At 72.9% G+C, this 25,042-nt stretch carries 20 protein-coding genes; 10 read left to right on the top strand and 10 right to left on the bottom strand.

Translation table 11 applies throughout. From position 1 onward, the window contains the following. Window positions 1-60 precede the first annotated feature (60 nt). The 5 genes from BJ993_RS26400 to BJ993_RS21700 all read left to right on the top strand — a co-directional run bounded on the left by BJ993_RS26400 (window position 61) and on the right by BJ993_RS21700 (window position 8,874). On the top strand, window positions 61-2,109 hold the full coding sequence (locus BJ993_RS26400) for a dipeptide ABC transporter ATP-binding protein (protein WP_308645669.1): 2,049 nt from the start codon (window positions 61-63) through the stop codon (window positions 2,107-2,109). Window position 2,110: 1 nt separating this feature from the next. Further along, complete coding sequence (locus BJ993_RS21685; RefSeq protein ID WP_179651173.1) at window positions 2,111-3,061, top strand: ABC transporter permease; 951 nt, start codon at window positions 2,111-2,113, stop codon at window positions 3,059-3,061. Beyond that, window positions 3,058-3,918, top strand: coding sequence for an ABC transporter permease (locus BJ993_RS21690; protein ID WP_179651174.1), 861 nt, complete (start codon window positions 3,058-3,060; stop codon window positions 3,916-3,918). The genes BJ993_RS21685 and BJ993_RS21690 overlap by 4 nt, the downstream gene beginning before the upstream one ends. A 121-nt stretch (window positions 3,919-4,039) precedes the next feature. Next, a complete protein-coding gene (locus BJ993_RS21695; RefSeq protein ID WP_179651175.1) occupies window positions 4,040-5,902 on the top strand; it encodes an ABC transporter substrate-binding protein in 1,863 nt (620 codons plus the stop codon). Beyond that, window positions 5,902-8,874, top strand: coding sequence for a prolyl oligopeptidase family serine peptidase (locus tag BJ993_RS21700; protein WP_179651176.1), 2,973 nt, complete (start codon window positions 5,902-5,904; stop codon window positions 8,872-8,874). Before BJ993_RS21695 ends, BJ993_RS21700 begins: the two co-directional genes overlap by 1 nt. On the opposite strand, the gene BJ993_RS21705 is transcribed toward BJ993_RS21700, so the two are convergent. The 5 genes from BJ993_RS21705 to BJ993_RS21725 all read right to left on the bottom strand — a co-directional run bounded on the left by BJ993_RS21705 (window position 8,852) and on the right by BJ993_RS21725 (window position 15,641). Further along, the gene (locus tag BJ993_RS21705; RefSeq protein ID WP_179651177.1) at window positions 8,852-10,549 is read right to left on the bottom strand and encodes a PucR family transcriptional regulator; all 1,698 of its coding nucleotides are present in this window, start codon (window positions 10,547-10,549) and stop codon (window positions 8,852-8,854) included. The genes BJ993_RS21700 and BJ993_RS21705 overlap by 23 nt on opposite strands. Window positions 10,550-10,653: 104 nt before the next feature. Further along, the gene (gene menC, locus BJ993_RS21710) at window positions 10,654-11,763 is read right to left on the bottom strand and encodes an o-succinylbenzoate synthase (RefSeq protein ID WP_179651178.1); all 1,110 of its coding nucleotides are present in this window, start codon (window positions 11,761-11,763) and stop codon (window positions 10,654-10,656) included. Further along, on the bottom strand, window positions 11,760-12,632 hold the full coding sequence (locus BJ993_RS21715; RefSeq protein ID WP_179651179.1) for a GNAT family N-acetyltransferase: 873 nt from the start codon (window positions 12,630-12,632) through the stop codon (window positions 11,760-11,762). The genes menC and BJ993_RS21715 overlap by 4 nt, the downstream gene beginning before the upstream one ends. Next, window positions 12,626-13,744, bottom strand: coding sequence for a M20 family metallopeptidase (locus BJ993_RS21720; RefSeq protein ID WP_308645670.1), 1,119 nt, complete (start codon window positions 13,742-13,744; stop codon window positions 12,626-12,628). Before BJ993_RS21720 ends, BJ993_RS21715 begins: the two co-directional genes overlap by 7 nt. A gap of 94 nt (window positions 13,745-13,838) precedes the next feature. Further along, complete coding sequence (locus BJ993_RS21725; RefSeq protein WP_179651180.1) at window positions 13,839-15,641, bottom strand: hypothetical protein; 1,803 nt, start codon at window positions 15,639-15,641, stop codon at window positions 13,839-13,841. A 131-nt stretch (window positions 15,642-15,772) separates the two neighbouring features. Between BJ993_RS21725 and BJ993_RS21730 the strand changes: the two genes are divergently transcribed. After that, window positions 15,773-16,741: an AurF N-oxygenase family protein gene (locus BJ993_RS21730; protein ID WP_179651181.1), complete on the top strand. Its 969-nt coding sequence runs from the start codon at window positions 15,773-15,775 to the stop codon at window positions 16,739-16,741. Between the two features lie 10 nt (window positions 16,742-16,751). Here the strand turns inward: BJ993_RS21730 and BJ993_RS21735 are convergent, their stop codons facing one another. Continuing rightward, window positions 16,752-17,729 (bottom strand): cation diffusion facilitator family transporter, encoded by a 978-nt coding sequence (locus BJ993_RS21735; RefSeq protein ID WP_036545591.1) that lies wholly within the window; start codon window positions 17,727-17,729, stop codon window positions 16,752-16,754. 9 nt (window positions 17,730-17,738) lie between these two features. Then, the gene (locus BJ993_RS21740) at window positions 17,739-18,467 is read right to left on the bottom strand and encodes a PaaX family transcriptional regulator C-terminal domain-containing protein (protein WP_051932262.1); all 729 of its coding nucleotides are present in this window, start codon (window positions 18,465-18,467) and stop codon (window positions 17,739-17,741) included. 101 nt (window positions 18,468-18,568) lie between these two features. Between BJ993_RS21740 and BJ993_RS21745 the strand changes: the two genes are divergently transcribed. Both BJ993_RS21745 and BJ993_RS21750 read left to right on the top strand, forming a co-directional pair. Next, window positions 18,569-19,414 (top strand): SDR family oxidoreductase, encoded by an 846-nt coding sequence (locus tag BJ993_RS21745; RefSeq protein ID WP_179651182.1) that lies wholly within the window; start codon window positions 18,569-18,571, stop codon window positions 19,412-19,414. Next, complete coding sequence (locus BJ993_RS21750; RefSeq protein WP_179651183.1) at window positions 19,411-19,794, top strand: hotdog fold thioesterase; 384 nt, start codon at window positions 19,411-19,413, stop codon at window positions 19,792-19,794. The genes BJ993_RS21745 and BJ993_RS21750 overlap by 4 nt, the downstream gene beginning before the upstream one ends. Here BJ993_RS21750 and BJ993_RS21755 read toward each other — a convergent pair. Further along, window positions 19,791-20,993, bottom strand: coding sequence for a cytochrome P450 (locus BJ993_RS21755; protein WP_179651184.1), 1,203 nt, complete (start codon window positions 20,991-20,993; stop codon window positions 19,791-19,793). The two genes, BJ993_RS21750 and BJ993_RS21755, sit on opposite strands and share 4 nt — an antisense overlap. 131 nt (window positions 20,994-21,124) lie before the next feature. Between BJ993_RS21755 and BJ993_RS21760 the strand changes: the two genes are divergently transcribed. After that, entirely contained in the window at window positions 21,125-21,670 is a 546-nt protein-coding gene (locus BJ993_RS21760; RefSeq protein WP_051932263.1) for a TetR/AcrR family transcriptional regulator, read from the top strand. On the opposite strand, the gene BJ993_RS21765 is transcribed toward BJ993_RS21760, so the two are convergent. Further along, window positions 21,660-22,997, bottom strand: a complete 1,338-nt coding sequence (locus tag BJ993_RS21765; RefSeq protein WP_179651185.1) for a TIGR04338 family metallohydrolase — start codon at window positions 22,995-22,997, stop codon at window positions 21,660-21,662. The two genes, BJ993_RS21760 and BJ993_RS21765, sit on opposite strands and share 11 nt — an antisense overlap. Window positions 22,998-23,159: 162 nt before the next feature. Between BJ993_RS21765 and BJ993_RS21770 the strand changes: the two genes are divergently transcribed. Continuing rightward, window positions 23,160-23,858, top strand: coding sequence for a hypothetical protein (locus tag BJ993_RS21770; RefSeq protein ID WP_179651187.1), 699 nt, complete (start codon window positions 23,160-23,162; stop codon window positions 23,856-23,858). 25 nt (window positions 23,859-23,883) lie between these two features. Here the strand turns inward: BJ993_RS21770 and BJ993_RS26160 are convergent, their stop codons facing one another. Further along, window positions 23,884-25,035 (bottom strand): CDP-glycerol glycerophosphotransferase family protein, encoded by a 1,152-nt coding sequence (locus tag BJ993_RS26160; RefSeq protein ID WP_179651189.1) that lies wholly within the window; start codon window positions 25,033-25,035, stop codon window positions 23,884-23,886. Between the last annotated feature and the right edge of the window lie 7 nt (window positions 25,036-25,042).

A 25,042-nucleotide genomic window follows, 5' to 3' on the forward strand; every position in this document is an offset into this window, starting at 1 on the left:
ACCCTCACTTCGGGATCGCCGTACCAACATCCGGGGTGACCTGCATCGCACCATCGTCCTGTGGCAGTCGAGAGCACAGTCGTGAACGACCTCGTGCGAGGTCCCGGACCTGGTGCGGAGCGGGTCCTCAGCATCCGTGACCTGTCGGTCGAGATCCGGCGCGGCGAGCGCGTCGTCCGGCCGGTCACCGGGGTCAGCCTCGACCTGCACCGCGGCGAGACCCTGGGCATCGTCGGGGAGACCGGCTCCGGCAAGTCGATGACCGGGCTCGCGGTGATGGGCATGCTCCCGTCCGGTGGCCGAGTGACCGACGGCTCGATCATGCTCGGCGGCACCGAGCTCGTCGGGCTGGCCGCGCGGCAGTACCGCGGCCTGCGCGGCAACGAGGTCGCCATGGTCTTCCAGGACTCGCTGACCTCGCTGAACCCGACCCGGCGGATCGGCGACCAGGTCGCCGAGCCCGTCCGGCTGCACCGGGGGCTGTCCCGGCGCGCCGCGCGCGAGCGCGCTGCCGAGGTGCTCGCGATGGTCGGCCTGCCGCGCCCCCGCGAGCGCATGGAGGACCATCCCCACCAGCTCTCCGGCGGCCAGCGCCAGCGGGTGATGATCGCGATGGCGCTCGCGTGCGAGCCCAAGGTGGTGATCGCCGACGAGCCCACGACGGCCCTCGACGTGACCATCCAGGCCGAGATCCTCGACCTGCTCGACGACCTGCGCTCGCGCCTCGGGATGGCGATGGTCCTGATCACCCACGACATGGGCGTGATCGCCCGGCACGCGGACCGCGTCGGCGTCATGTACGCCGGCCGGCTGGCCGAGACCGGACCGACGCGTGCGCTCTTCGACCGCACCCGGCACCGCTACACCCAGGCACTGCTCGCCTCGATCCCGTCGCTGGACCACGACCGCGGCGAGGAGCTCTACAGCATCGGCGGTGCGCCGCCGGACCTGGCCGCGCCGCTGCCCGGCTGCGGGTTCGCGCCCCGGTGCGCTGCTGCCACGGACCGGTGCCGCACCGAGCAGCCGCCCCTGACCACGGAGCGGGCCCACGCCTTCGCGTGCTGGCACCCCGCCTCCGGACCGGTCGAGCGGACGCCCGTCCGGCTGGCCGAGCCCCCGACGTCTCCTGCGGTCACGGACAGCGGCCCCCGCCTGCAGGTCGTCGACCTGCACCGGGAGTACCGGGCCGCCAGCAGTGGCTGGTTCGGCGGGCGTCGTACGGTCAAGGCGGTCTCGGGCGTCAGCTTCGAGGTCGCCGCCGGCGAGACCCTCGGACTGGTCGGGGAGTCCGGCTGCGGCAAGTCGACCCTCGGGCGGATGCTGGTCGCGCTGGACAGCCCGACCTCGGGCGACGTCGTCTTCGAGGGGACGGCGGTCTCCGGCGGCCGGCTCGGCGATCGGCGCTCCCGGCTCCAGATGATGTTCCAGGACTCGAGCGCCGCCCTCGACCCGCGGATGAGGATCGGCGCGATCCTGCGCGAGCCCTTCGCGATCCACGGCATCGGCAGCCGCGCCGACCGCACCGCGCGGGCCCGGGACCTGCTCGCCGACGTCGGTCTGCCGGCCGCGGTCCTCGAGCGGTTCCCGCACGAGCTGTCCGGCGGCCAGCGCCAGCGGGTCGGCCTGGCGCGCGCGCTCGCGCTCGACCCGGAGGTCCTCGTCGCCGACGAGCCGGTCAGCGCACTCGACGTCTCCATCCGCTCCCAGGTGCTCAACCTGATGCGCCGGATCCAGCGCGAGCGCGGCCTGAGCAGCGTGGTCATCTCCCACGACCTCGCCGTCGTGCGCTATCTCGCCGACCGGGTCGGCGTGATGTACCTCGGCAAGCTCGTCGAGATCGGCTCCGCCGAGGAGGTGTACGCCGCACCACGGCATCCCTACACGGCAGGCCTCCTGGCCGCCGTACCGGGTGTGGGGGCGCGGCGCACCCGCATCCACGGTGAGCTGCCCAGCCCGATCGACCCGCCCAGCGGTTGCCGGTTCCGGACCCGCTGCCCGCTGGCCACCGAGAAGTGCGCCGAGCTGGAGCCGGCGCTCGAGGCGGTCGCGGCCACGCACCAGGTCGCCTGCCACCACCCGTTGCACGCCGACTCGGAAGGAGCCGCCTGACATGGCCTGGTACGTCGTCAAGAGGCTCGCCGTCTCCGCCGTGGTCCTGCTGGGGATCTCGGCCGTGGTCTTCTTCCTCCTCCACCTCGTCTCCGACAGCCCGGGCCGCGTGGTGCTCGGACAGCGCGCCAGCCCGGAGGCGGTGGCGGACTTCAACCACGAGCACGGCTTCGACCGGCCCGTTGTCGTGCAGTACGTCAGCTACCTCGGCCAGCTCCTGCACGGTGACCTCGGACGCTCGTACAAGCTGAACCAGGACGTGGGCACCCTGCTGCAGCAGAACGCCGGCCGCAGCGCGATGCTCTCGCTGGCCGGCCTCGTCGTCGCCCTGCTCGTCGCGATCCCGCTCGGGGTCCTCCAGGCCGTCCGGCGCAACAGCGTCGTCGACCGGTGGGCGACGAGCCTGGCCTACGTTCTCTACGCGACGCCGACCTTCCTCCTCGGCCTCGTCCTGATCGCCGTGTTCAGCCAGTCGCTCGAGCTCTTCCCGGCGGAGGCCTCGCAGTCGCACTCGCCCTGGGTCGTGTTCACCGACCCACGCTCGATGGCGCTCCCGGTCGCCACCATCGCGGTGACGAGCATCGCCGTCTTCAGCCAGTACCAGCGATCGTCGGCCCTCGACCAGCTCGGCCAGGACTACATCCGCGTCGCCCGCGCCAAGGGCCTGCCCGAGCGCCTGGTCGTCACCCGTCACCTGCTCCGCAACGCCTGCCTGCCGGTCATCACGCTGGTGGGCACGATGATCCCGATCCTGCTGGCCGGCAACCTGATCGTGGAGTCGTTGTTCAACTACCCGGGGCTGGGGCTGTTGTTCCTCAACAGCCTCCAGCGGGAGGACTACCCGGTGCTGCTGGCCTACACCCTGATCGGCGGCGTGCTGACCGTCGCCGGCAACTTCATCGCCGACATCGCGGTGGCGCTGGCCGACCGCAGGATCGAGCTCGCCGCATGACCGCGATCGAGATGCCCGCCACGACGCCCGAGCGCCGCCGACCGCGGCTGCGCGACCACCCGCTCGGTGTGGCCGGGCTGGGGCTGCTCCTCGTCGTCGTCGCCTTCTGCTACCTGGGCCCGCTGGTGTGGCAGACCAACCAGACCGACGTGAGCCTGCTCGACGCAGCGCTCCCGCCGGGGCCGGGCCACCCGCTCGGCACGGACACCAACGGCTTCGACGTCCTCGGGCGACTGATGGCCGGAGGCCGGGTGTCCCTGCAGATCGGGCTGCTCGCGGCGGTGTTCGCGACCACCCTCGGGACCGTGTACGGCGCCGTGGCCGGCCTCGCCGGGGGCGTCGTCGACGGCATCCTGATGCGCCTGGTCGACGTGCTGCTCTCGGTGCCCTTCCTCTTCTTCGTGCTCATCCTGTCGGCCCGCTTCCACGCGAACGCCTGGACGCTGGCGCTGGTGATCGGCGCGTTCTCGTGGCTCGTCTCGGCCCGGCTGGTGCGCGGCGAGGTGCTGACCCTCCGCGTCCGGGAGTACGTCCTCGCGGCCCGGGTGATGGGAGCCTCGCGTCGTCGCATCATCTTCACGCACCTGATCCCCAACGCGATGGGCGTGATCATCGTCAACATCACCTTCCAGGTGGCCGACGCGGTGCTCGTCGTGGCGGCGCTGGGCTTCCTCGGGTTCGGGCTCACCTACCCGACGACGGACTGGGGGAGCCAGCTCGCCAGCGGCGTCACCTACATCTCCTCGGACTACTGGTGGCTGATCTACCCCGTGGGTGGCTGCATCATCCTCACCGTGCTGGCCCTCAACCTGCTCGCCGACGCGCTGCGTGACGCGATCGGCCGCAAGGCCGACTGAGCCGACGACCCCTGTCCGCCCGTACCGACCGGCCGCCGGCGAATCGTCGTACCGGACGAACCGGCACCGGACCACCTGCTGGATCGTCGGAGCACCACCCACCACCTCACCAGGAGCCGTCATGACACACCTGCCCGGACCGCGACGCGCCCGCCTCGGCGTGGCCCTCGCCGCGGTGGTCGCCCTCCTCGTCTCGGGGTGCTCCGGCGATGCCGGATCGACCAAGGACATCGCGAGCAAGTACAAGGACATGCCCGCCGAGACCGGCAACCCCAAGGACGGCGGCACCATCACCGTCGCCCTCACGCCGGGTCTCAGCCCCAACTACATCTACCCGTACCCGCCGGCGTCGGTGAGCGGGACGGTCATCGCCCGCGGCCAGCTGTGGCGGGCCCTCTACCGGCCGAGCGGGTCCGGCGAGGGCGTCGTCAACGAGGAGCTGAGCATGGCGGAGATGCCGTCCTTCAGCGACGACCGCAAGACCGTCGAGATCTCGCTCAAGGACTACCAGTGGTCCAACGGTCGGCCGGTCGTCGCCGACGACGTGGTCTTCTCCCTCGACCTGCTCAAGGCGGGCATCGCCGAGAGCCCCGGTAACTGGAGCTTCTACACGCCCGGGCAGTTCCCGGACGGCGTGCGCGCCGAGGCGACGGACGACAAGACGGTCACCTTCCACCTCGACACGGCCTACAACGAGTCCTACCTGCTCTCGATGCTTGCCCTGCTCTACGTGATGCCGTCGCAGGAGTGGAACATCGCGGAGACCGGCGGCGAGCACCTCGACGCGACGGACCCGAAGAACGCCACGGCGATCTACAGGTACCTGACCAAACAGGCCGAGGACCAGGCCGGCTTCACGACGAACCCGCTGTGGAAGGTCGTGAACGGGCCGTTCCAGCTGAAGAGCTTCGACCCGACGACCGGTTCGTTCTCGCTGGTGCCCAACGAGGAGTACAGCGGGCCCGGCGACCAGCACCTCGACCAGGTCGACTTCAAGGCGTTCACCTCCGCCTCCGCGGTGCTCAACCAGTACAAGGCGGGCACGCTCACCGTCGGCACCCTGGACGCGAGCTTCGTCAACGAGATCGACGACCTCAAGAAGGACGGCTACCACGTGTACGGCGCGCCCGCGCCCGCCCGCTTCGACCCGCTGACCTTCAACTTCAAGAACACGGTCGACAACTTCGACAAGGTCGCGAGCCAGCTGTACGTGCGGCAAGCGCTGCAGCACCTGATCGACCAGGACGGCTACATCGCGAGCCGCGGTGTCTACAACGGCACGGCGTCGGAGAACTACAGCGTGGCCGGGGCGGAGTCGCCGTACCCGCCGGAGTTCGGTGACGAGCCGACGTACCCGTTCGACCCGGACGCGGCGGAGAAGCTGCTGACCGACCACGGCTGGAAGGTCGTGCCGGACGGCCGCACGACCTGCGCGAACCCCGGCACGGGCGCGGACCAGTGCGGGGCGGGCATCCCCGAGGGCCAGGCCATCAGCTTCACCCTCGCGTCGGCGAACACGCCGTCCTACGTCGGCGCACGTGACATCGCCTTCGCCTCGCAGGCGAAGAAGCTCGGCATCGAGGTCAAGGTCGTCACCAAGTCGCTCAACTACATGTACGCCAACTACGGCAACAGCTTCGCCCCGGCGAAGGCGAACGAGTGGGCGATGCAGGACTACGGCGCGATCTACCAGGCGGCGGGCTACCCGACCAGCAACACGCTGTTCAACACCACGGGCAGCTTCAACCTCGGCAGCTACGCCAACAAGAAGATCGACGAGCTGATCGACCAGTCGACCTTCGGCGCCGATCCGGCTGCGCTGTCGAAGGAGATCACCGCGATCTCCGAGGACCTGCCCGTGCTGCTGTTCCCGACACCGCACACGCTGGTCGTCTGGAAGGACACGCTGTCGGGGCCGCAGGACTCGTTCCACGCCCTGCTGAGCTTCCTGTACTCGCCGGAGCTGTGGTACTTCCACCAATGATGACCGCGGTCGACCTCGCCGGGCTGCGCCCGCTCGTGCGCGATGCACGGGTGGTGGCGCTCGGCGAGGCCGCTCACAACGTGACCGAGCTCCACGAGGTCCGGGACGAGCTGTTCCGGATGCTCGTGGACCTCGGCTTCACGGCGCTCGTGCTCGAGTCCGGGTTCGCCGAGGGCCTGGCGGTCGACGCCTGGGTGCGCGGCGGTCCCGGGGAGGTCGCCGCCGTCGCCGGCGAAGGCATCTCCTACGGCTTCGGGCACTCGCCGGCCGTCCACGCGCAGCTCGGCTGGATGCGTGAGCGCGGCGGCCTCCGCTTCTACGGCATGGACGTGGCCGGCGCCTCGACGTCGCCGGGACCGGCGGTGCGCGAGCTGCTGCTCCGGCTCGAGCCCGAGCCCGGGGACGACGCACTGCTCCGGCGCGCGGACCTCGGCGGGCGCGTGGAGGCGGCCGTGCGGTACGCCGGCCTGTCCGACGAGGACCGCGAGCGCCTGCACGCCGACCTCCGGATCCTCGCCGACCGTGGCAGTGCCGCCGCGGACCCGGTCGCGCAGCGGCTCGCCGCGTCGGTACGGGCCTTCGCCGATGGACAGGACCGTGACGTGTTCATGGCGGAGACGGTCCGTTGGGTCCTCGAACGGGAGGAGCGGGTGCTGGTCGGAGCGCACAACGGCCACGTCCAGCGCACGCCGTACGACGGCCGGCCGACGATGGGCTCGCTGCTCTCCGCGGCGCTCGGACCCGAGCTGGTGGTCGTCGGCACGACCTGGGCCTCGGGTCCGCGCGTCGAGATCACCGACCTCTCCGACCGGCCCTTCGACTGGGCGGTGTCCCTCGCCGGGAATGCCCCGGCCCCGGCGCTTCCCAGCGCAGGTGCCTTCGACCACGTGCTGGCGCTGGGGGAGGTGCACCGGGTGCCCGGCGCCTTCGAGCGGCTCCGGGCCGAGCTCGCCGCGCCGTACCCGCCGACCCGGACGGTCGACGTCGTCGCCACGCAGGCGGGCGTCTCGGTCCCGGACCCCTACCGCTGGCTCGAGGCCGAGGACGACGAGGTGCACGCCTGGCAGCGCCGGCAGGCCGAGGTGGCCACGGGCACCATCCTCGGCGGCCAGGACCGGGGCGCCCTGCGCGCGCTCGTCGAGCAGTACGACGCCGGCGCGCGGCCCGCCCTGCCGAGGCATGCCGCCGGCAGGTGGTTCCGGCCGGTGGGCGACGCCCTGGTCGCCTCGGACGAGCCGCTCGGGGACGGTTCGGTCGTGGCGCGCCTCGAGCCGGGGGAGGTGCTCTCGTGGTTCGCGCCGTCCCCGGACGGGCGGCTCCTCGCGTTCGGCGTGTGCGACGACGGCAGCGAGCACAACACGATCCGCCTGGTGGAGGTCGCGTCCGGTGAGCGCCGGCCGGCACCACCGCAGGTCCTGCACAGCGCCTGGGCCGGGGGCGTCTCCTGGCAACCCGACAGCGGCGGCTTCTGGTTCCTCGCCCTGAGCGGCACCCCGGAGGAGTTCGTCCAGGCGACCTTCCACCACGACCTCGCCTCGGGCGCGACCGTCGTCGAGGAGATCCCGCTGCCGGAGGGCTCGCGCGAGTACACCCTCGTGCAGCCCTCGCCGGACGGTCGCTGGCTGGTGGCAGCGCACCGGGTCGGGAGCCCCGTGCCGGTCGCCGTGCGCGACCTCCGCGAGCCCGCCGCCGGCTGGCGTCCCTTCGTCACCGGCTGCACGGGCACGGTCGCCGGCCACGTCGTCGGCGACCGGTACGTCGCGGTGACCGACATCGGCGCCGCGCGCGGCCGCGTGGTCGCGATCCCGCTCGACTCGCCGACGCCGGCCGACCCGGCGACGTGGGCCGAGCTCGTGCCGGAGGGACCCACGGTGCTGCGCGCGCTGACGCCGGTGGCGGAGCACCTCTACCTCGCCGAGCTCGACCGGACCTTCGCCCGGATCCGGGTCCTCGACGCCGCCGGCGTCCCGGTCGGCGAGGTGCCGATGCCGGCGGGCGGCACGATCGCGGCGCCCTTCTTCCCCCTCACCGGCCTCGCCGTCGGCGCCCCGGCCCCCGAGCTGGTCTTCGCGTTCTCCACGTTGACGCGCTCGTGGAGCGTGCACCGCCACCGTCCCGGTGGCGGTGTCGAGGAGCTGGCGCCCCCGAGGGTGGTCCTCGACGCGTCCGTCGAGGCGGGGAGCGCGCCCGCCGGTGACGGGACCGCGGTGCCCTTCCACGTCGTGCGCCCCGCCGGGGCCGATCACGGTGCGCCGGCGCCGGTGCTCGTCACGGCCTATGGCGCCGCCAACGTGGCCACGCTGCCGTCGTACCAGCCCGATCTCGCGGCGTTCGTCGCGGCAGGCGGCACGCTGGTGCAGGCCTACCTGCGCGGGGGAGGGGAGCTCGGGCGGGACTGGTACCTGGCGGCCCATCGCGAGACCAAGCACGTGCGCGACGACGACCTCGTCGCCGTCGCCGAGCACCTCGTCGCCTCGGGCGTCAGCACCACGGACCGGATGGCGCTGACCGGCGGGTCCGACGGCGGGCTGATGTGCGGCGTCGCGGTGACCACCCGGCCCGACCTGTGGCGCGCGGTGCTGCCCAGGGCGCCCCTGCTCGACCTGGTCGCGGGCATGCGCGACCCCTATCTCGACTTCGTCATCCGCAAGGCGTGGGGCGATCCCGACGACCCCGAGGACGTACGACGCATGATCGGTCGTTCGCCGTACGAGCTGGTCCGTCCGGGCGAGTTCCCGGCGGTCTACCTGCAGGCGGGCGCGAACGACCCGCGGTGCCGGCCGTGGCACGCCCGCAAGTTCGTCGCCCGGCTGCAGGCAGCCCAGCGCGGCACGGCACCGGTCCTCGTCCACGTCTTCGAGGGCGCCGGCCACGGCGCGGCCAGCGGACCCGAGGTGGTCCTGGCCCAGGACGTGGAGTGGCTCGGCTTCCTGGTCCGCGAGCTGGGGCTCAGGCCCCGCTCGTCCGGGTGAGGTCGAGCAGCCGCAGCTGGAGCATGACCGCGAGCCGCGCGTCGGGGTCGGCGAGGTCGACCTGGCCGACCTCGGTGGCCCGGCGCAGCCGGTAGCGGAAGGTGTTGGTGTGGACGTACATCGCCGCGGACGCGACGGCCACGTCGCCGAACGCGTCGAGCCACGCCCGCAGGGTCTCCATCAGGCTGCTCTGGTGGATCCGGTCGTAGGCCATGATGCGGGCGACCGGACCGCTCGGGAGGTCGCCCTTCGGGACGCGGTCGGCGAGCTCGAGGAGCAGCGCCTCCAGGTGCACGTCCTCCAGGCGGACCACCTGCTGCCCGCCGCGACGCGACCGCAGCACCCGCAGGGCCCGGTCGGCGCCGGTGCGTGAGCGCTGCAGGGCCGCACCGCCGGCCGCGATCGGACCGACGCCGACCAGCGGACGCAGCCGCGAGTCGACGCGGGAGAGGAAGTCCGACGCGATCACCACGGCGCGCTCCTCGCTGTCCTTGCGGCCGCGGGCCACGGGGAGGATGGCATAGGCGACGTCGCCGACCAGCCCCGCCGCGCTCCGCGGGTGCACCGCGGTGAGGTGGAGCGCGAAGGCGTCCGCGAGGCGCTTGCGCTCGACGGCGAGCTGCGCCGGCAGGGGAGGCTCGGCGTCGGCGCCGACCACGGTGAGCGCCAGCACCACGGCAGGCTCGTCCTTGAGGCCGAGCCGCTGCAGCGTCTCGACGGTCCGGGGTCCGCCCTCGAGCGCGGTGCTCAGCAGCTCGGCGCGCAGTCGACGCTCGACGTCGGCGTCGGCCCGCTGCCAGACCAGGTGCATCGCGACGATCTTCGCGCCGTCGTACAGGGCCTGGCTGCGTTGCTCGTCGAGCGGCTCCTCGGCCACGGCCCAGATGGTCCCGAGGATCTCGTCGCCGGCCCGGATCGCGATCGCCGCGCGGCCCTGGCCGCCGGGGGTGCTGTCGTCGATGGGCGGCACGAACACCGGCCGCGTGCTGCGGTAGATCTCCTGGAAGTCGCCGCGCTCCTCGAGGATGCGGGTGTAGTGCTCGGGCACCTGGCGGCGCAGGATCGTCTGCACCCGCCAGCTGTCGACCTCCTCCTGGCGGCTCGAGAAGGCCAGGAGCCGGGAGCTGCGGTCCTCGATCGTGACGGGCGCGTCGACCAGCGCCGCGATCGCGTTGGCGACGGCGAAGAGGTCGTCCAGGCCGGACTGGTAGCCCGTCACCTGGCGCAGGCCGGCGCCGGACCTGCCGAGCTGTCCGGTCGGGACGGCCGGGTCGGCGACCACCGCCGCGGGCTCGGCGGTGAGGGTCCGCAACATCCCGGCCAGCTCGTTCCACGACGCGCCGCGGGCCAGCGCGAGGACGACGACACCGGCTCCCCGGGCCGCCTCCTCCAGCACCTCGGTCGCCTCGACGGGGCCGCGGACGACGAGCGCGAGCGCGCCCCGGCCACCGCTCTCCCGCGCGACCCGGGCGATCGCTGCCGGATCCTGCAGCCCGACGCCGAGGACGACTGCGTTGTCGGGCAGCTCGGGCTCGTCGAGGGGGTCGTGGATGACGATCCCGCCGATCTCACCGGCCCGGACCTCGCCGCACACCACGTCCAGCAGGGTCGCCCCGACCTCCTCGAGCACGCGCGTCAGCCCGGCGCGGGGGAGATTGCTCACGGCTGCCGACACGCCGGTGACGCTAGCCCCGGTGCGGGGTGCGCCCGTTCGTCGATCACGACGAAATCATCGCACTCATTCGTCCGCGCCGACACACGCCGGAGACCTCACGGACCTCAGGGCGCGAGCGGGAGCCATTCCCGCGCCACGGTGACCTCGTCGAGCACGTCGGCGATCGGGCTCACCCCGATGCCCGCGCCGGTCGGGACCCGCAGCTGGCCGTCCTCGAGCACGAACGGCTCGGTGAGGTCGGTGCGGTAGTAGCGCTCGGACGCCGAGGTGTCGCCCGGCAAGGTGAAGCCGGGCAGCGCGGCCAGGGCCAGGTTGGCCGCGCGGCCCAGCCCGGTCTCGAGCATCCCCCCGCACCAGACGGGCACGCCGTGCGCCGCGCAGACGTCGTGGATCCGTCGCGCCTCGAGGTAGCCCCCGACGCGACCCGGCTTGATGTTGACGATCCGGCAGGCGCCGAGCGCGATCGCGTCGGCCGCCGCGGCTGCCGAGACGATCGACTCGTCCAGGCACAACGGGGTGCGGATCGCGCGGGCGAGCTCTGCGTGGCCGAGCAGGTCGTCCTCGGGCAGCGGCTGCTCGACGAGGAGCAGATCGAAGGCGTCGAGCTGGAGGAGGTGACGGAGGTCGCTGCGTCGGTAGGCGGTGTTCGCGTCGACCTGGAGCGGGATGTCGCCGAACCGCTCGCGCACGGCCCGGACGGGCTCGACGTCCCAACCGGGCTCGATCTTCAGCTTGATCCGTCGGTAGCCGGCCGCCAGGTACTCGTCGACGACGTCGAGCAGGGCAGGGACCGACCCCGTGATCCCGACCGACACCCCGCACGGCACATGGGTCCGCACCGCGCCGAGGGCGTGGGCGAAGGAGACGCCGCGGGCGCGGAGATCGGCGTCCAGCACCGCCGTCTCGAGGGCGGCCTTGGCCATCCGGTGGCCCTTGAACGGCGCCAACGCCGGGGCGACCCGGTGCGCGTCCAGGTCGGGAGCGGCCGCGACCGCGGGCACGAGGAAGCGGCGCAGCACGTCGGCGGCGGCGCCGGTGTACTCCGAGGAGTAGTGCGGTCCGGTGCCCGCACCGCACTCGCCCCAGCCCTCGGCCTCGTCGGTGACCACGCGGACCAGGACCGCCTCGCGCACGGTCTCCGTGCCGAACGAGGTCCGGAACGGCGCCACCAGCGGCACCTCCACGGTGCGGATCTCCACACCCTCGAGCTTCATCGTTCCCTGCTCCTTCCGTCGGTGGCGGGCTCGCGGTCGACGACGTACCAGCCGGCCCGGTCGAAGCCGCGCACCCGGGCGCCGTCCGCCAGGAGGCCGCCGAGGACCTCGCGCAGGGCGGTGCGCCACTGCGCCGCGGTGCGCGGGTCGTGCTCGCGCAGCCCCTCGATGTCATCGGGTACGCCGACCAGCACGGTCCTGCCCAGGACGGGCCGCTGCAGCGGGCCGCCCGCCGCCGAGGCCTCGAGCGCGACCTGGGCGCCGGCGTGCCGCTCGGCCCCGCCGTCGAGGGTCCGGGGGCTCCCGGCGCAGGCGGCACGAACCGCATCGGTCGTGAGCGACCATCGCACGAGGATCCGGTCGGTGTCGTCACTGCGGTTGACCTGGTCGTCGATCGGCCCGTAGAAGTTCGGCAGGTACTCGTCGGCGTCCGCGGCGAGCTTGCCCAGGTTGAACCACGCGTTGCGCCGGATCAGCGGGTCGTAGGTCCACGAGATCTCGGCGGTGTCGTGCGCGAGCGCCCACGCCCGCTGGTGGAGCTTCAGGGCATAGCCGACATGGCGTGCCCGGGAGCTGGTGAGCACGCCGGCGATGTGGCTGTGCAGGGCATGGCGTGCAGGCGCCGCGAAGAAGCCGAAGCAGGCGCCGACCAGCTCGTCGCCGGCGTACGCGCCGCTGACGTAGCTTCCCGCCTTGGCCATGGCCTTGAGCAGGTCGGCGGTCACGGGTGGGGCGGCGGCGCCGGTCCGCCAGATCCGCTCGTAGAGCCGGCGCACCGCTTCGAGGTCCGCGACCTCGTCGAGGGTGCGGATGACCACGCCCGACGTCGCGGCGGCCCGCGCGGCGTCCTCTTCGGCGTGGATCAGCATGCGCCGTCCTCCGCCAGCAGGTCGTGGAGGAGTCCGGCGAGCAGGCGCGTCCGGGGCAGCAGGTGCGCGACGAGGACGTGCTCGTCAGGGGCGTGGGCGCCGCCGCCCACCGCCCCGAGGCCGTCGAGGGTGGGGGTGCCGACGCCGGCGGTGAAGTTGCCGTCCGAGGCCCCGCCGACGGAGAGCGACGTCAACGGGTCCAGGCCCAGCTGCTCGGCGAGGGCGACGGCGCGGTCGTACAGCGCCGCCGTCGCGTCGGCCGTCAACGGCGGCCGGTTCGGTCCGCCGAGGACCCGCACCCGGGCATCCGGCAGGACCGCCTCGAGGTCGGTGATCGCGGCGTGGATCCGCTGCTGCTCGGCGTCGTCGCGGACCCGGACATCGACGCCGAAGCCGGCGGCGGCCGGGACGGTGTTGATCGTCGTACCGGCGTCCAGGCGGGTCGGCGTGACCGTCGTACCGGCATCAGGATCGCTCAGCGCCGCGACCGCGAGCACCTGGTGGGCCGCCTCCACGGTGGCGTTCACGCCGCGCTCGGGCTCGAGGCCCGCGTGCGCGGCGCGCCCCTCGACCAGCACGTCGTACCGGGACACGCCCTTGCGCTCGGTCTTGAGGGCTCCGCCCGGTCCCGCCGCCTCGAGCACCAGCGCGGCACGGCAGCCGCGGGCCTCGTCCTCGATGAGTCCTCGCGAGGACGGCGAGCCGATCTCCTCGTCCCCGGTGATCAGCAGGCACACGCCCGTCCGGTCGTCGAGCGCGGCGACGGCCCGCAGCGCCATGGCCACCCCGGCCTTCATGTCGAAGCAGCCCGGTCCTCGCAGCACGCCGTTGACGACGGCGCAGGGGTTGTCGGCCAGCGAGCCGATCGGCCACACGGTGTCGTGGTGCCCCAGCACGAGCACCCGGGCGGGTCCGAACCGCCACCGCAGGTGCGTCCAGCCGTCACGCACGATGCGCTCGGGCGCGACACCGAGGAGGCGCGTGCCCAGGTCCGCGACGACCTCGGCGCTGCGCGCGACGGCTGCCTTGTCCTCGGTCGGGGACTCGCAGCGCACCAGCGCGCCGATGTCGGCGACGAGGTCGGCTTCGGTCAGGGCATCCAGCAGGGGCACCGGTCCAGCATCCCGAGCGTCCCGACGGCGCCGTCTGTGGTGCCGGACAAGATTTCCCGTCCGCGTTCGGTCCGTTCGATGAAGCGGGGTCGCCCTAGTCGAACGCGAGCCGGAGCTGGACCCGGTAGCGGTCGCCCTCCTTCGAGACGGCGCCGCCCAGCGTGGCGAGCGAGTCGACGTCCTTCGCCGTCAGGTCGCCCTCGGACAACGTCTCCAGCCAGTGGCCGGCGCCGAGGTCGGTGTAGGCGAGGGCCACGGCGTCGTCGGCGTCCGGCAGGGCGTCCTCGAAGCGGCCCGAGTCGCCCAGCGTCTCGTCGGGGTCGACCAGCTCGGCGAGGTACGACGGGCTGGGGCCGATGACGAGGCCGTCGTCGGTGCGCTCCGAGCCCAGGAGCTCGGACAGCTCCTTCGTCCCGCGCAGCTTGGCGAGGGCCGCCTCGATCCTCTCCGGGTCGCCGGTGACCCGGACGGCGATGGGCAGGTCCTCGACGGACTCGTCGTCCACGAACCTCTCGAAGCCGTCCCCGGCCGCGAAGGCGATCGCGTCGCCGCCGAGGTCCTCGAGGTCGGCGGGGGAGAGACCCGTGGCCTTCTCGAAGGAGGCGATCAGCTCGTCCCCCTCCTGCTCGAGGAGGAGCTGGTTGCGGGTCAGCGCCCGCTCGGCCCAACCGTCGGCGAGGCCGCCGCCGAACGCCACGACCGTGTCGGCCGGCAGGCCTGCGATCGCGTCCCGCGCGCCGGCGTCGTCGTAGATGCCGTCGTACCCGGTCAGGAAGGGGTCGGCCACGACGTCGAGTTCGACGCCGCCGTCGTCGAAGCGGACGGTCCCGCCGAGCCCGGAGAAGTCCTCGAGGGCCTTGCGGGTCTCCGCCGGGATCTCGAAGAAGTCCTCCTCGTCGCCGTCCGAGCCCTCGCCGGACCCACCGTCCTCGAGGTCGCCGTACTGCCGCTCGTAATAGTCGGTGAGCTCCTTGTCGAACTCCTTCTGCTCGGCGCGGGTGAGCTCGTCGTACCTGTCCATCCGGTCCCAGAGCGCCTCCTCCTCCGGCGACATCTCCGGCGCGGCGTCTTGGCCGGCGAGGTCCTCCTCGATGACGGACGAGAAGTCCGAGACCACGGTGGCTGCGGTGACCATCGCGCTGACCGGGTCGAGCGAGCCCAGCGGGCCTGCGGCGAACAGGAAGAACGGGAACCCGTCGCTCACGTCCAGCAGGGCCTGGCCGGCCTCCGGCGCGGCGTACAGGGTCACCACCCCGGGATCGCCGGTGGCGCCGGTGAGCTCCTTGAAGTCCTGGTCCCCGGCCAGGTCGGCATCCTCCGCGTCGGCCCGGACCTGCTCCGCGATCTCGTCGCTCTCGGCCAGGATCGCCCAGCCGTCACCGACGGTGAAGCCGAACTCGTCGTCGCCGCAGCTGTCGGCGACCTTCGCGAGCCCCCTCCGCGCGCCGTCGGGGTCGGAGACCTGGAGCGCCACGACGAGCGCCGGCTCCTCCAGGGGTACGACGGCCAGCGCGCCGCGGTCGCCCGCCCAGTCCTCGACCTCGCGCCACGGCAGGTCGCAGCCGCCGTCCTCGGCGATGCTCTCGACGAGCGACTTGCGCAGGTCGTCCTGGCTCCCGATCCCGAGCTCCTTCGCGAGCGAGGGGATCCGCTTCAACGCCCGGTACGCCGCCACCTTCTGGCCACCCGGCGGGTCGAGGTCGACGGCGACGTAGGCCAGCGTGTCGGCGGGGAGTGCCTCGGCCGGCTGGGGTCCCTGCGCCGCCCACACCTGCCACGCCCACGCGCCGCCACCGACGACCGCGGCGACGCCGACGATCCCGGCGATGGCCGCTGCCCGACGGCGCGGCCGGCGGGGCTCGGTGGGCGGAAGGGGAACGGCGTCGGCGAGGGTCACCGCCACACCGTAGGTGTGATCCGAGGTGCGTGAGGGGCGAACGGGACAGGTCAGGGGTCCCGGATCTGCGTGTTACCCCCGGTTGCATCTACCCATTGTCCGCAACACGGACTTGCACTAACTTGGCGGGCATGGGATCGATCGGATCGAGCCAGCAGGAGTACCACGACCTCCTCCGGACGCTGTCCGAGGCGTCGGTCGAGCACCACTTCGACGCGTTCACCGATGTCGCCTGGGACGACCCGGAGAACGCGATCGACCCGCAGGACCCGCGCTGGATCCTGCCCTCGGTCGACGCGCTCGGCCGGACGGAGTGGTACCGCTCGCTCCCGCGGGAGCGCCAGATCGAGGTCGGCTTCTACCGCCAGACCAACGTGGTCAAGGTGGGCCTGCAGTTCGAGCAGGTGCTGATCGCCGGCCTGATGATGTACTGCCTCGACCTCCCCAACGGGCGCCCGGAGTTCCGCTACTCCACGCACGAGGCGACCGAGGAGTGCCACCACACGCAGATGTTCCAGGAGTTCGTGAACCGGACCGGCCTCGACGTCGCCGGGTCCCACACGCTCTTCCGGGCGCTGGGCCCGTTCCTGCCGCTCGCGGCCAAGCACCTGCCCTTCATCTTCTTCATCGGCGTGCTCGGCGGCGAGGAGCCGATCGACTACGTGCAGAAGGTGATGCTGCGCTCGGGCGAGGAGATGCACCCGCTGCTGCGCCGGATCAGCCAGATCCACGTCGCCGAGGAGGCGCGCCACATCGGCTTCGCGCACCAGTACCTCGAGCACCGCGCGCCTCGTCTCGGCCGCTTCCACCGGCTGTTCGCCTCCGTGCTGACCCCGGTCCTGATGCGCGTGCTGTGCGACGCGATCGTCGTTCCGGGACGCAAGGCGGTCAAGGACATGGGGATCCCGCCCGAGGTCGTGCGCGAGGTGTGGTGGGAGAGCCCGGAGTCGCGCGAGTTCCTGCGCGACATGTTCGGCGACGTGCGGATGCTGGCCGACGAGCTCGGCCTGATGAACCCGGTGTCCCGCCGCGTGTGGCGGGCGCTCGGCATCGCCGGCCGCTCCAACCGGTTCCGCAGCGAACCGGCCCGCGCGGCCTGACCGAGGGCCGTCAGTCCGCGAGGTACCAGTCGGGAAGCCGGCCCGGCTGCAGGTCGGTCGGGTCGCCCGGCCGGGTGAGGGTGAGCACGGCACGCACGATCTCCGGCCGGTCGTGGAGCGCGTCCTCGATCGCGCCGAGGCGACCGGCGACATCGGACTCGGGCGCGTCGCCGACGAGGTCGACCGCGGCGACCAGGAAGATCCGGTCCGCGCCGACCCACTCCATGTAGAGATAGCTGATCCGGGCGATCTCGGGGTGGTCGAGCAGCGCCCGCAGCGCGATGTCGCGGGTCAGCGGCGTCACGGTCTCCCCGGTGAGGAAGTCCATGTTGCGCCGGATGAGGAAGAGCGCGACGACGCCGAGCAGCAGGCCCACGACGATGGACCCGACCGCGTCCCAGACGGCCTCGCCGGTCACCTGGTGCAGCAGGATGCCGAGGAAGGCGATGACCAGGCCGATCAGGGCGGCGAAGTCCTCTGCGAAGACCGCGCGCAGGGTCGGGTTCGAGGTCAGCCGCAGGTAGCGCAGGGGCGAGACGCGGCGCCGTACCGCCGCCCGCTGGGCCTGGCGCAGGGCCTGGAGGAAGGACGTGCCCTCCAGCGCGAACGCGATGCCGAGCACGGCATAGGCCCAGGTGTACGACGGCACCTCCTCCTCGTGCCCCAGCGACTGCACCCCGTGCCAGACCGACACCGCAGCGCCGACGGTGAAGAGGCCGAACGCCGCGAACATCGACCAGATGTAGCCGACCCGTCCGTAGCCGAGGGTGTGCGTCGCGTCGGGGGGCCGCGCGGCGCGACGCTCGCCGACCAGGAGGAAGACCTCGTTGCCGGCGTCCGCCCAGGAGTGCGCGGCCTCGGCGACCATGGAGGCCGAGCCGGTGACGCCCGCCGCCACGGTCTTGGCGACCGCGATCAGGAGGTTGGCCCCGAAGGCGATGACGACGGTGAGCAGGCTCTCGTTCTGCGGCTCCTCGAGTTCCGGCACGGGCCGACGCTACCCCGCGTCGACGAGGGAGCGCCGCATGTCGTTGACCCACTGCTTGTAGGCGACGTGGCTGGCGCGCAGCTCCTCGCCGGGCCAGTCGCGGGGGAGCAGCTCGGCGGGGAGGACGGGGTCGGTCAGCAGGTGCCGGCCCGACGTGGCGCAGGCGGTGAACCGCAGCACCGGGTCGGTGGTGTCGGTCGCGGCGAGCAGCTCACGGGCCGTGCGGGCCCAGTCCCCGAGGTCCCACAGGCGGCCGGCGAGCTCTCGTGCGTCGGTGGCGGCCGCTCCGGTGAACCGGTCGCTCACCTCCTCGACCGCGGCCGGCCAGTCGATGGCCAGGTTCGCCGGCCGCGTCCAGACGCCCTCGCGCAGCTCGGCCAGCCGCAGCTCGCCCAGCGTCGTGCGCAGGTCGGCCCGGTCCGCGGCGGTCCTGCCGGCCGTCGTCACCGCGACGATCTCCCAGCTGCCGTCCCAGTCGTGGACCGCGGGCCGGGTGGCCCGGTCCTGGCGCCGCTGGCGCTCGAGGAGGCGGTCGGAGAGCCGGTGCCGTCCCTCGTCATCGCGTACGACGTCGCCGGCCGCCGCCATCCGCGAGAGCGCCACCCGCACGGCCGGCTCGGCGAAGCCGACGACCGACGCCGCAGCGACCAGCTCCCGGGTGGTCAGGCTCGGCAGCTCGGCTCCGAGCAGGAGCGTCAGCAGCGCCGAGCGGGTGGTGACGGGCTTGAGGGCAGGCATGATGGCGTGATGTTACGACAGCGCGACGGTCGTCGGGAATCTGTTGTGACCTTTGTCTAACACTCTAGGCACGACTGTCGGAACTGTGTAACGGTTCCGGCATGACGGAGAACACCACCAGCCAGCGCCTCGCCGGGCGGACCCTGATGATGTCCGGCGGCAGCCGGGGGATCGGCCTCGCGATCGGCATCGCCGCGGCCCGTGAGGGCGCCAACGTCGTGCTGCTCGCGAAGACCGACGTGCCCGACCCGCGCCTGCCCGGCACGGTCCACACCGCCGCCGCCGAGATCGAGGCTGCCGGCGGCCAGGCGCTCGCGGTCGTCGGCGACGTCCGTGACGAGGCGTCGGTCGACAACGCGGTCGCCCGGGCCGTCGAGCGCTTCGGTGGCATCGACATCTGCGTCAACAACGCCTCGGCCATCGCGCTGGACCCGACGGCCGACCTGCCGGTCAAGCGCTTCGACCTGATGACCCAGATCCAGCTGCGCGGCACCTACCTGCTCACGCGGGCCTGCCTGCCGCACCTCCGGGTCGGCACCAACCCGCACATCCTGTCGCTGAGCCCGCCGCTCAACCTGTCGCCGGAGTGGCTGGGCAAGCACCCGGCGTACACGCTCGCGAAGTACGGCATGTCGCTGCTCACCCTCGGCTGGGCCGCCGAGTACGCCGAGGACGGCGTCGCCGCCAACTGCCTGTGGCCCGAGACGCTCATCGCCACCGCCGCGGTCCAGAACCTGCTCGGCGGCGACGACGCGATCGCGAAGGCGCGGACGCCGGAGATCGTGGCCGATGCCGCGATCGAGATCCTGACCCGGCCCTCGCGCGAGCAGACCGGTGAGGCGCTGCTCGACGTGGACGTGCTGCGCCAGGCGGGCGTGACCGACCTGTCGTCGTACGGCGGCACGGGCGAGCTGGAGTACGACATCTTCGTCGACGGACCCCGATGAGCGGCCCCCGCACCGACGCGTTCGCCGCCTTCCTCGGCGTCGACGTCACCGGGTACGGCGGCGGGCGGGCCGAGGCGCGGGTGCGCGTGTCCCAGGACCACCTCAACCCGCACGGCACCGCCCACGGCTCGTTCCTCTTCTCCCTGGCCGGGATCGCGCTCGCCGCCGCGGCCAACGACGACGAGCACTCCGGCGTGGTGAGCGCGGTGCACATCGACTACGTCCGGCCCGCGCGTCCGGGCGACGACCTGGTCGCGACCGCCGAGCTCGCCGAGCGCCTGGCCAAGGAGGACCTGTTCGTCGTCCGGGTGGTGCACGGCGACGAGCTGGTCGCCCGCGCGAGCGGCCGCGCGAACCGACGGGTCCGGCAGGCGTCCTAGCGGTCCAGCGCCAGCCGCAGCCGGGCGTGGCGCCGGACGAAGATGCTCGGCACCCACGTCGCTGCGTCGTCGCCGTCGAGGCTGAACGACGTCGTCCGCGCGAGCAGCGCCCGCAGGGCGGTCGACGCCTCCATCCGGGCGAGCGCGGAGCCGACGCAGAAGTGCGCGCCGCGGCCGAACGCCAGGTGCTGGCGGATGCCGGGCCGGTCGAGGTCGAGCTCGTCGGGGCGGTCGAAGCGCGCCGGGTCCCGGTTGGCTGCTCCCCAGAGCAGCAGCAGGTTGCTGCCGGCGGGCACCTCGACCCCGCCCAGCCGGGTGTCGGCACGGGCGTGCCGGTAGTGCCCGCGGAAGGGCGACTCGAGGCGGAGGCACTCGTCGAGGAAGGGGTCGAGCAGCTCGGGAGACGTCCGCAGCCGGTCCTGGAGCGCCGGATCGGTCGCGAGCAGCCGGGCCGCCGTCCCCATCAATCCCGCCGTGGACTCGCCGCCCGCGCCGACCAGCTGGAGCAGGACCAGCACCGCGGTCGCCGGATCGAGGACGCCGTCGTGGCACGCCCGGGCCAGCTCGCCCATCAGGTCGTCACGGGGTGCCGCGAGGGCGGTCGTGAACCGGGCCCCGAGGTGGGCGTGCAGCTCGAGCGACGCCGTGACGGTGGCGGTCAGGCGCTCGGCGTCGACCCAGCCGCCGAGCATCTCGGTGCTGTCGTAGGCCCAGCGGAGCAGGTCCGGCACGTCGCCGGGCGGGAGCCCGATCAGCTCCGCGACCAGGACCAGCGGGAGCCGGTCGGCCATGTCCCGCGCCCACTCGGCCGTGCCGCCGGCGAACCAGCGGTTCCAGAGCAGGTCGGCCTGGCGCTCCACGGACGACTCGAGGGCGCGGATCCGGCGTCCGATCGTGCCGAGGACCGCCGAGCGGTGCGGCTTGTGCACCGGGTCGTCCGCCGTGGCGAGCACCTGCTCGACGGTGCCGCCGCCGTCCATCGGCAGCGCCGTCGGCGTACCGCCGGGGGAGCGGAGCAGCACCGCCCGCAGGTTCGAGGAGTACGACGCCGGGTCGGCCAGCACCTCGTGCACCAGGTCCCACGACGAGACCAGGAAGAAGTCGGTCCCCGCGATCCGGTGCACCGGCTCGGTGGCGCGCAGCCGGGCCAGGGCGGGGTAGGGGTCGTCGATGAGGTCGGGGTCGAACACGTCGAACATGGTTGGAGCGTCGGCGGCCGTACCGTCCGTCGTCAACGGGACCGGACAGGCCGTCGCCGTCCGCATCGACCGGTGTCTCATTCCGCGCTCACCTGTGGCGCACAGGTGTCTCATCGCGAGACCCTGTGGGGGTGAGCGACTGGCTGGTCGGCGGGCCTCGCAAGGATGCCGCCGTACGACGGGTCCACCGGGCCGCACGGGACCTCTTCCTCGAGCGCGGCATCGAGCAGACCACCGCCGACGCGATCGCGCGCCGGGCCGGCTGCTCGCGGGCCACGCTCTACCGGCTCGTCGGCAGCCGCGCCGCGCTCGTCGACGACCTCCTCACGTCAGGTGCGGCGGGCGTGGTCGCGCAGGTGGAGCAGGCGATCGCGGGGCTCGGCGGCGCGGAGCGGGCCACGGCCGCGATCGTCACGGCCGCCGCGGCGATCCGCGCGGACCCCGTCGTGTCGACCTGGCTGCGCGGGCAGGACTCCCTCGACGACGTCCTCGGCGGACCCGACGGCGTCACCGCGCTGGCTCGTGCCCTGACCGGCGCCGTCCGGCCCGGGTCCCGGGACGCCGAGTGGATCGTCCGGTCGGTGCTCGCCCTGGTGGCGATGCCGGGGCGGGACGCCGAGGCGGAGCGCGAGCTCGTGTCGTCGTACGTCGTGCCGGCGCTCGGCCTCAGGAGCTGATCGCGCGCTCGGTGCCGAGCCGGGCCCGAGCCGCGGCCCGCACCCCGGCCTCGTGGGAGCCGGGAGCGGCATGGCCCGCCGACGCCGTGCCCTTCCACGTGCCGCGGATGCCGTGCTCGCGCTGCATCGTGCGGAAGTAGTCCACGACCTCGACCTCCTTGGCGCGGATCGCGAGCTCGGTGGAGGTGGGGCGGTCGTCGACCGGTGGCTCGGCGGCGATCGCGGCGGCGCGGGCCTCGTCGCGTGCCCGGGCGAGCCGGTCGCCCACGTGGTCGGCCCAGGCCTCGTAGAAGGCGGCCCGCGCGGTCGACCCGTGCACCGGCCGGTCCTCCCAACGGCGGCTGCGGGCGTTCCAGACCTGGCGGGTGTCGGACTTGTGCGCGCCCGAGCGCAGGTGGGCGTCGCCGTCGGCGACCATCTGGGTGACCAGCGAGGCGTAGAGCGCCTTGACGACGGCGATGTCGGACGGGAAGCCGTAGAGGGTCACCCGGGTGTTGCTCGTGTAGATGGCGACGCGCACGTCGTTGGCGCGGGCGATCTCGAGCACGAGGCGGACGTAGCGCGCGAGCGACCTCTTGCCGGACTCGCCGATGAGCACGGTCTCCCAGGCCGGGTCCTGGCGCTGCTCCTCGGTCTGCGCGGTGGCCCGCGCGACGGCGAGCGCGATCTGGTGCCGCGTGGCGAGGGTCTGCGCCTTGGCGAAGAAGGCGTCGCGCTCCGCGGTGTTGCTCGTCCGCTCCGCCTGCCGCAGCAGGCGACCGATCCGCAGCAGCGTGCGGTCCTCGCCGTCGATGCCGGTGTCGAGGCCGGAGAGCCGGTAGGCGGTGTGCAGCAGCTCGGCGAGCACCGGCATCCCGACGTCCTCGAGCAGCCGGAGGAAGGTGCTGCGGAAGGCGGCGCCGTGCCCGTCGACCCCGGCCAAGTGGTGGGCCACCTCGTGGAGCACGACCGCCGCCCGCAGCGACCACGCCCCGCCGATCTCGCGCGGCGGGATCGCCATCACGCCCCGCAGCGGCAGCTCGCCGCGCTCGTAGTGGGCCTGCCGGTCCCCGCGGCGGGGGCGCACCACGACCGGCACCGTCGCCAGGTCGAGGCCGCTCCCGTCGTCGTACCGGCTGTCGGTCGCGACGAGGTGGGCGAGCACGCGGTCGACGTAGTCCTGGACGTGGGCGGGGTCGGTGAAGCGGGGCTCCGTCTCCGGCTCGAGCTCGAGGACCTCGCGCCCGGCCGTGATCCGCAGTGGGCTGCCCGGGCGTCGGCGCGCCTCGTCGAGCCAGCCGGCGAGAAGGTCCTCGGCGGCGTACACGGAGCGGGTGTCGTCGGGCATGGGAACAGCCTCTCAGGTGGTCCCGACACCGGATGTGATCCCTCCACAGGGGGTTCTGGTGTGGCCGGGCCGTGCGGTGGATAGCCTCCCCCTGCGGCAACCGCCGCAGAACCTTCACCAAAACTGACATCCCGGGGGCAACAAACCATGCATGTGAAGTCCTTGCGACGCATCGTCCTGATGGTCGTCGCGATGGTGGCGAGCTCGCTGTCGCTCGTCGCCGTCTCCACCGCGCCGGCGAACGCTGCGGCCTACAGCAGCTTCGCGGAGCTCGAGAACAACTACAGCTCCGTCCGGTACGGCGTCGCGGTCACCCTCACCGGTCGCGTCGGCTACGACACCGCGGCGCCGAAGTACGTCAACGCCGGAACGGCGACGCTCCAGCGCCTGCCCTACGGAGCGAGCAGCTGGGCCAACGTCAGCTCCAAGACCTACACCGACACCACGACCGACCTGGTCTGGTCGCTCAAGCCCAGCAACACCACCCAGTACCGCATCGTCTACTCGGGTGGCACCTACGGCGCCGACACCTACGGCACGTCGGTCTCCAACGTGGTCAAGGTCGGCGTCAAGCGCAACCTCGGCGACAACTTCAACCGCTCGACCCGCGTCTTCTACGGCAAGGTGACCCCGAGCTACGCCCGCCGCACGGTGTACATCCAGAAGTCGACCTGCGCCAGCCCGACCAGCTCGTCGTGCACCTGGAGCCTCTACAAGACGCTCACGACCTCGTCGACCGGCGCCTGGTCGACCAAGCTGCCCGCCTACTCGCGCAAGACGCACTTCCGCGGCCTGGTGAAGGCGAGCAACGGCTACATCGGCGGCTACTCGAACTACTACGTGACCACGTACTCGTACTGACCGGTCGGACCTGGCCTCCCGAGGGTCAGGCCGACTCCTCGAAGCCGGCTGCGGGGCTCGTGCCCTGCAGCCGGTTTCGCGTCTCCACGAGCTCGCTGACCGCCTCGACGAAGCGCACGGTGCTGTCGCCGACACCGTTGTCGTCGAAGTAGTGGTGGCGCATCGCGGCCCGCGCGATCCGGTGCTCGTCGTGCTCGAGCCGGTCGGCGAGCAGGTCGCTCAGGCTGGCGATGTCGTCGGCGTCGATGACGTCGGCGCAGCGGCTGACCGGCACCTCCTGGCGCAACCGCTCGGCGTCGGCGTGCCGGTCGGTGATCAGGATCGGCTTGTCGGTCTGGAGGTAGAGCCAGTCGAGGCCGACCGAGGAGACGTCGGTGATCATCGCGTCGCAGCCGGGGAAGACGGCGAGGATGTCGCCCTGCCAGACGGCGGCGTGGCCCGCCTCGGGGTCGGCCTCGGCGGCGCGCTCGATGAGGTCGAGGATCGCCTGGTGGCCCTCGCGGATCGCGGCGATCTGGCTCGTCGTCACCTTGGGGTGCGGCTTGTAGACCAGGCGGACGTCCGGCACCGCGAGGACGGCGCGCACGATGTCCGGACCGAAGACGTCGACCGACGTGTAGCAGTTGTAGGCGGCGTCGCCCTCCCACGTCGGGGCGTAGAGGACGGTACGCCGCTCGCTCGGCGGCAGCAGGGGAGCGGGGCGCAGGTCGAGCTGCGGCCGGCCGATCCGGACCAGCCGCCACTCGTCGAGCTCCATCAGCGCGGCGCGGTGCCGCTGCACGGCGGCCTCGCCGGCCACGAACACGCGGTCGTAGGCCTTGGCGTTGTTGCTGACCATCGAGTGCTTGTCGCTCTCGCCGTGGTTGATGTGCACGTGCATCATCCGGCCGTCGAGCAGCGAGTTGAAGTTGGTCATCGAGTTGTTGCAGTACAGGACGACCGCGGCGTCGAGCTCGTCGTACAGCTGGGCGAGGTCGTTGAAGCCGGGGGCGAACAGCACGGGGAGCGTGGTCCGCTCGGTGACGATGTCGCGCGTGGCGGCGTCGCGGGTGAGGATCCCGACCGGGTGCGTCGCGTCGAGCCGTTCGAGCACCGGGAGCCACTGCAACAGCTGGTAGACCCGCGTCGGGTCGTCAGCGAAGTAGGCGATCACCTGGGGGTCACGGGGCTTCTGCACTCCCGGA

The organism is Nocardioides aromaticivorans (genome assembly GCF_013408525.1).
In the GTDB taxonomy this organism is placed as follows: Bacteria; Actinomycetota; Actinomycetes; order Propionibacteriales; family Nocardioidaceae; genus Nocardioides; species Nocardioides aromaticivorans.

Coding starts and splice junctions, on each gene's coding strand:
- BJ993_RS21685 (WP_179651173.1), top strand. CDS start 2,111: ATGGCCTGGTACGTCGTCAAGAGGCTCGCCGTCTCCGCCGTGGTCCTG.
- BJ993_RS21755 (WP_179651184.1), bottom strand. CDS start 20,993: ATGTTCGACGTGTTCGACCCCGACCTCATCGACGACCCCTACCCCGCC.
- BJ993_RS21695 (WP_179651175.1), top strand. CDS start 4,040: ATGACACACCTGCCCGGACCGCGACGCGCCCGCCTCGGCGTGGCCCTC.
- BJ993_RS21745 (WP_179651182.1), top strand. CDS start 18,569: ATGACGGAGAACACCACCAGCCAGCGCCTCGCCGGGCGGACCCTGATG.
- BJ993_RS21700 (WP_179651176.1), top strand. CDS start 5,902: ATGACCGCGGTCGACCTCGCCGGGCTGCGCCCGCTCGTGCGCGATGCA.
- BJ993_RS21765 (WP_179651185.1), bottom strand. CDS start 22,997: ATGCCCGACGACACCCGCTCCGTGTACGCCGCCGAGGACCTTCTCGCC.
- menC (WP_179651178.1), bottom strand. CDS start 11,763: ATGAAGCTCGAGGGTGTGGAGATCCGCACCGTGGAGGTGCCGCTGGTG.
- BJ993_RS21730 (WP_179651181.1), top strand. CDS start 15,773: ATGGGATCGATCGGATCGAGCCAGCAGGAGTACCACGACCTCCTCCGG.
- BJ993_RS21690 (WP_179651174.1), top strand. CDS start 3,058: ATGACCGCGATCGAGATGCCCGCCACGACGCCCGAGCGCCGCCGACCG.
- BJ993_RS21750 (WP_179651183.1), top strand. CDS start 19,411: ATGAGCGGCCCCCGCACCGACGCGTTCGCCGCCTTCCTCGGCGTCGAC.
- BJ993_RS21740 (WP_051932262.1), bottom strand. CDS start 18,467: ATGCCTGCCCTCAAGCCCGTCACCACCCGCTCGGCGCTGCTGACGCTC.
- BJ993_RS21715 (WP_179651179.1), bottom strand. CDS start 12,632: ATGCTGATCCACGCCGAAGAGGACGCCGCGCGGGCCGCCGCGACGTCG.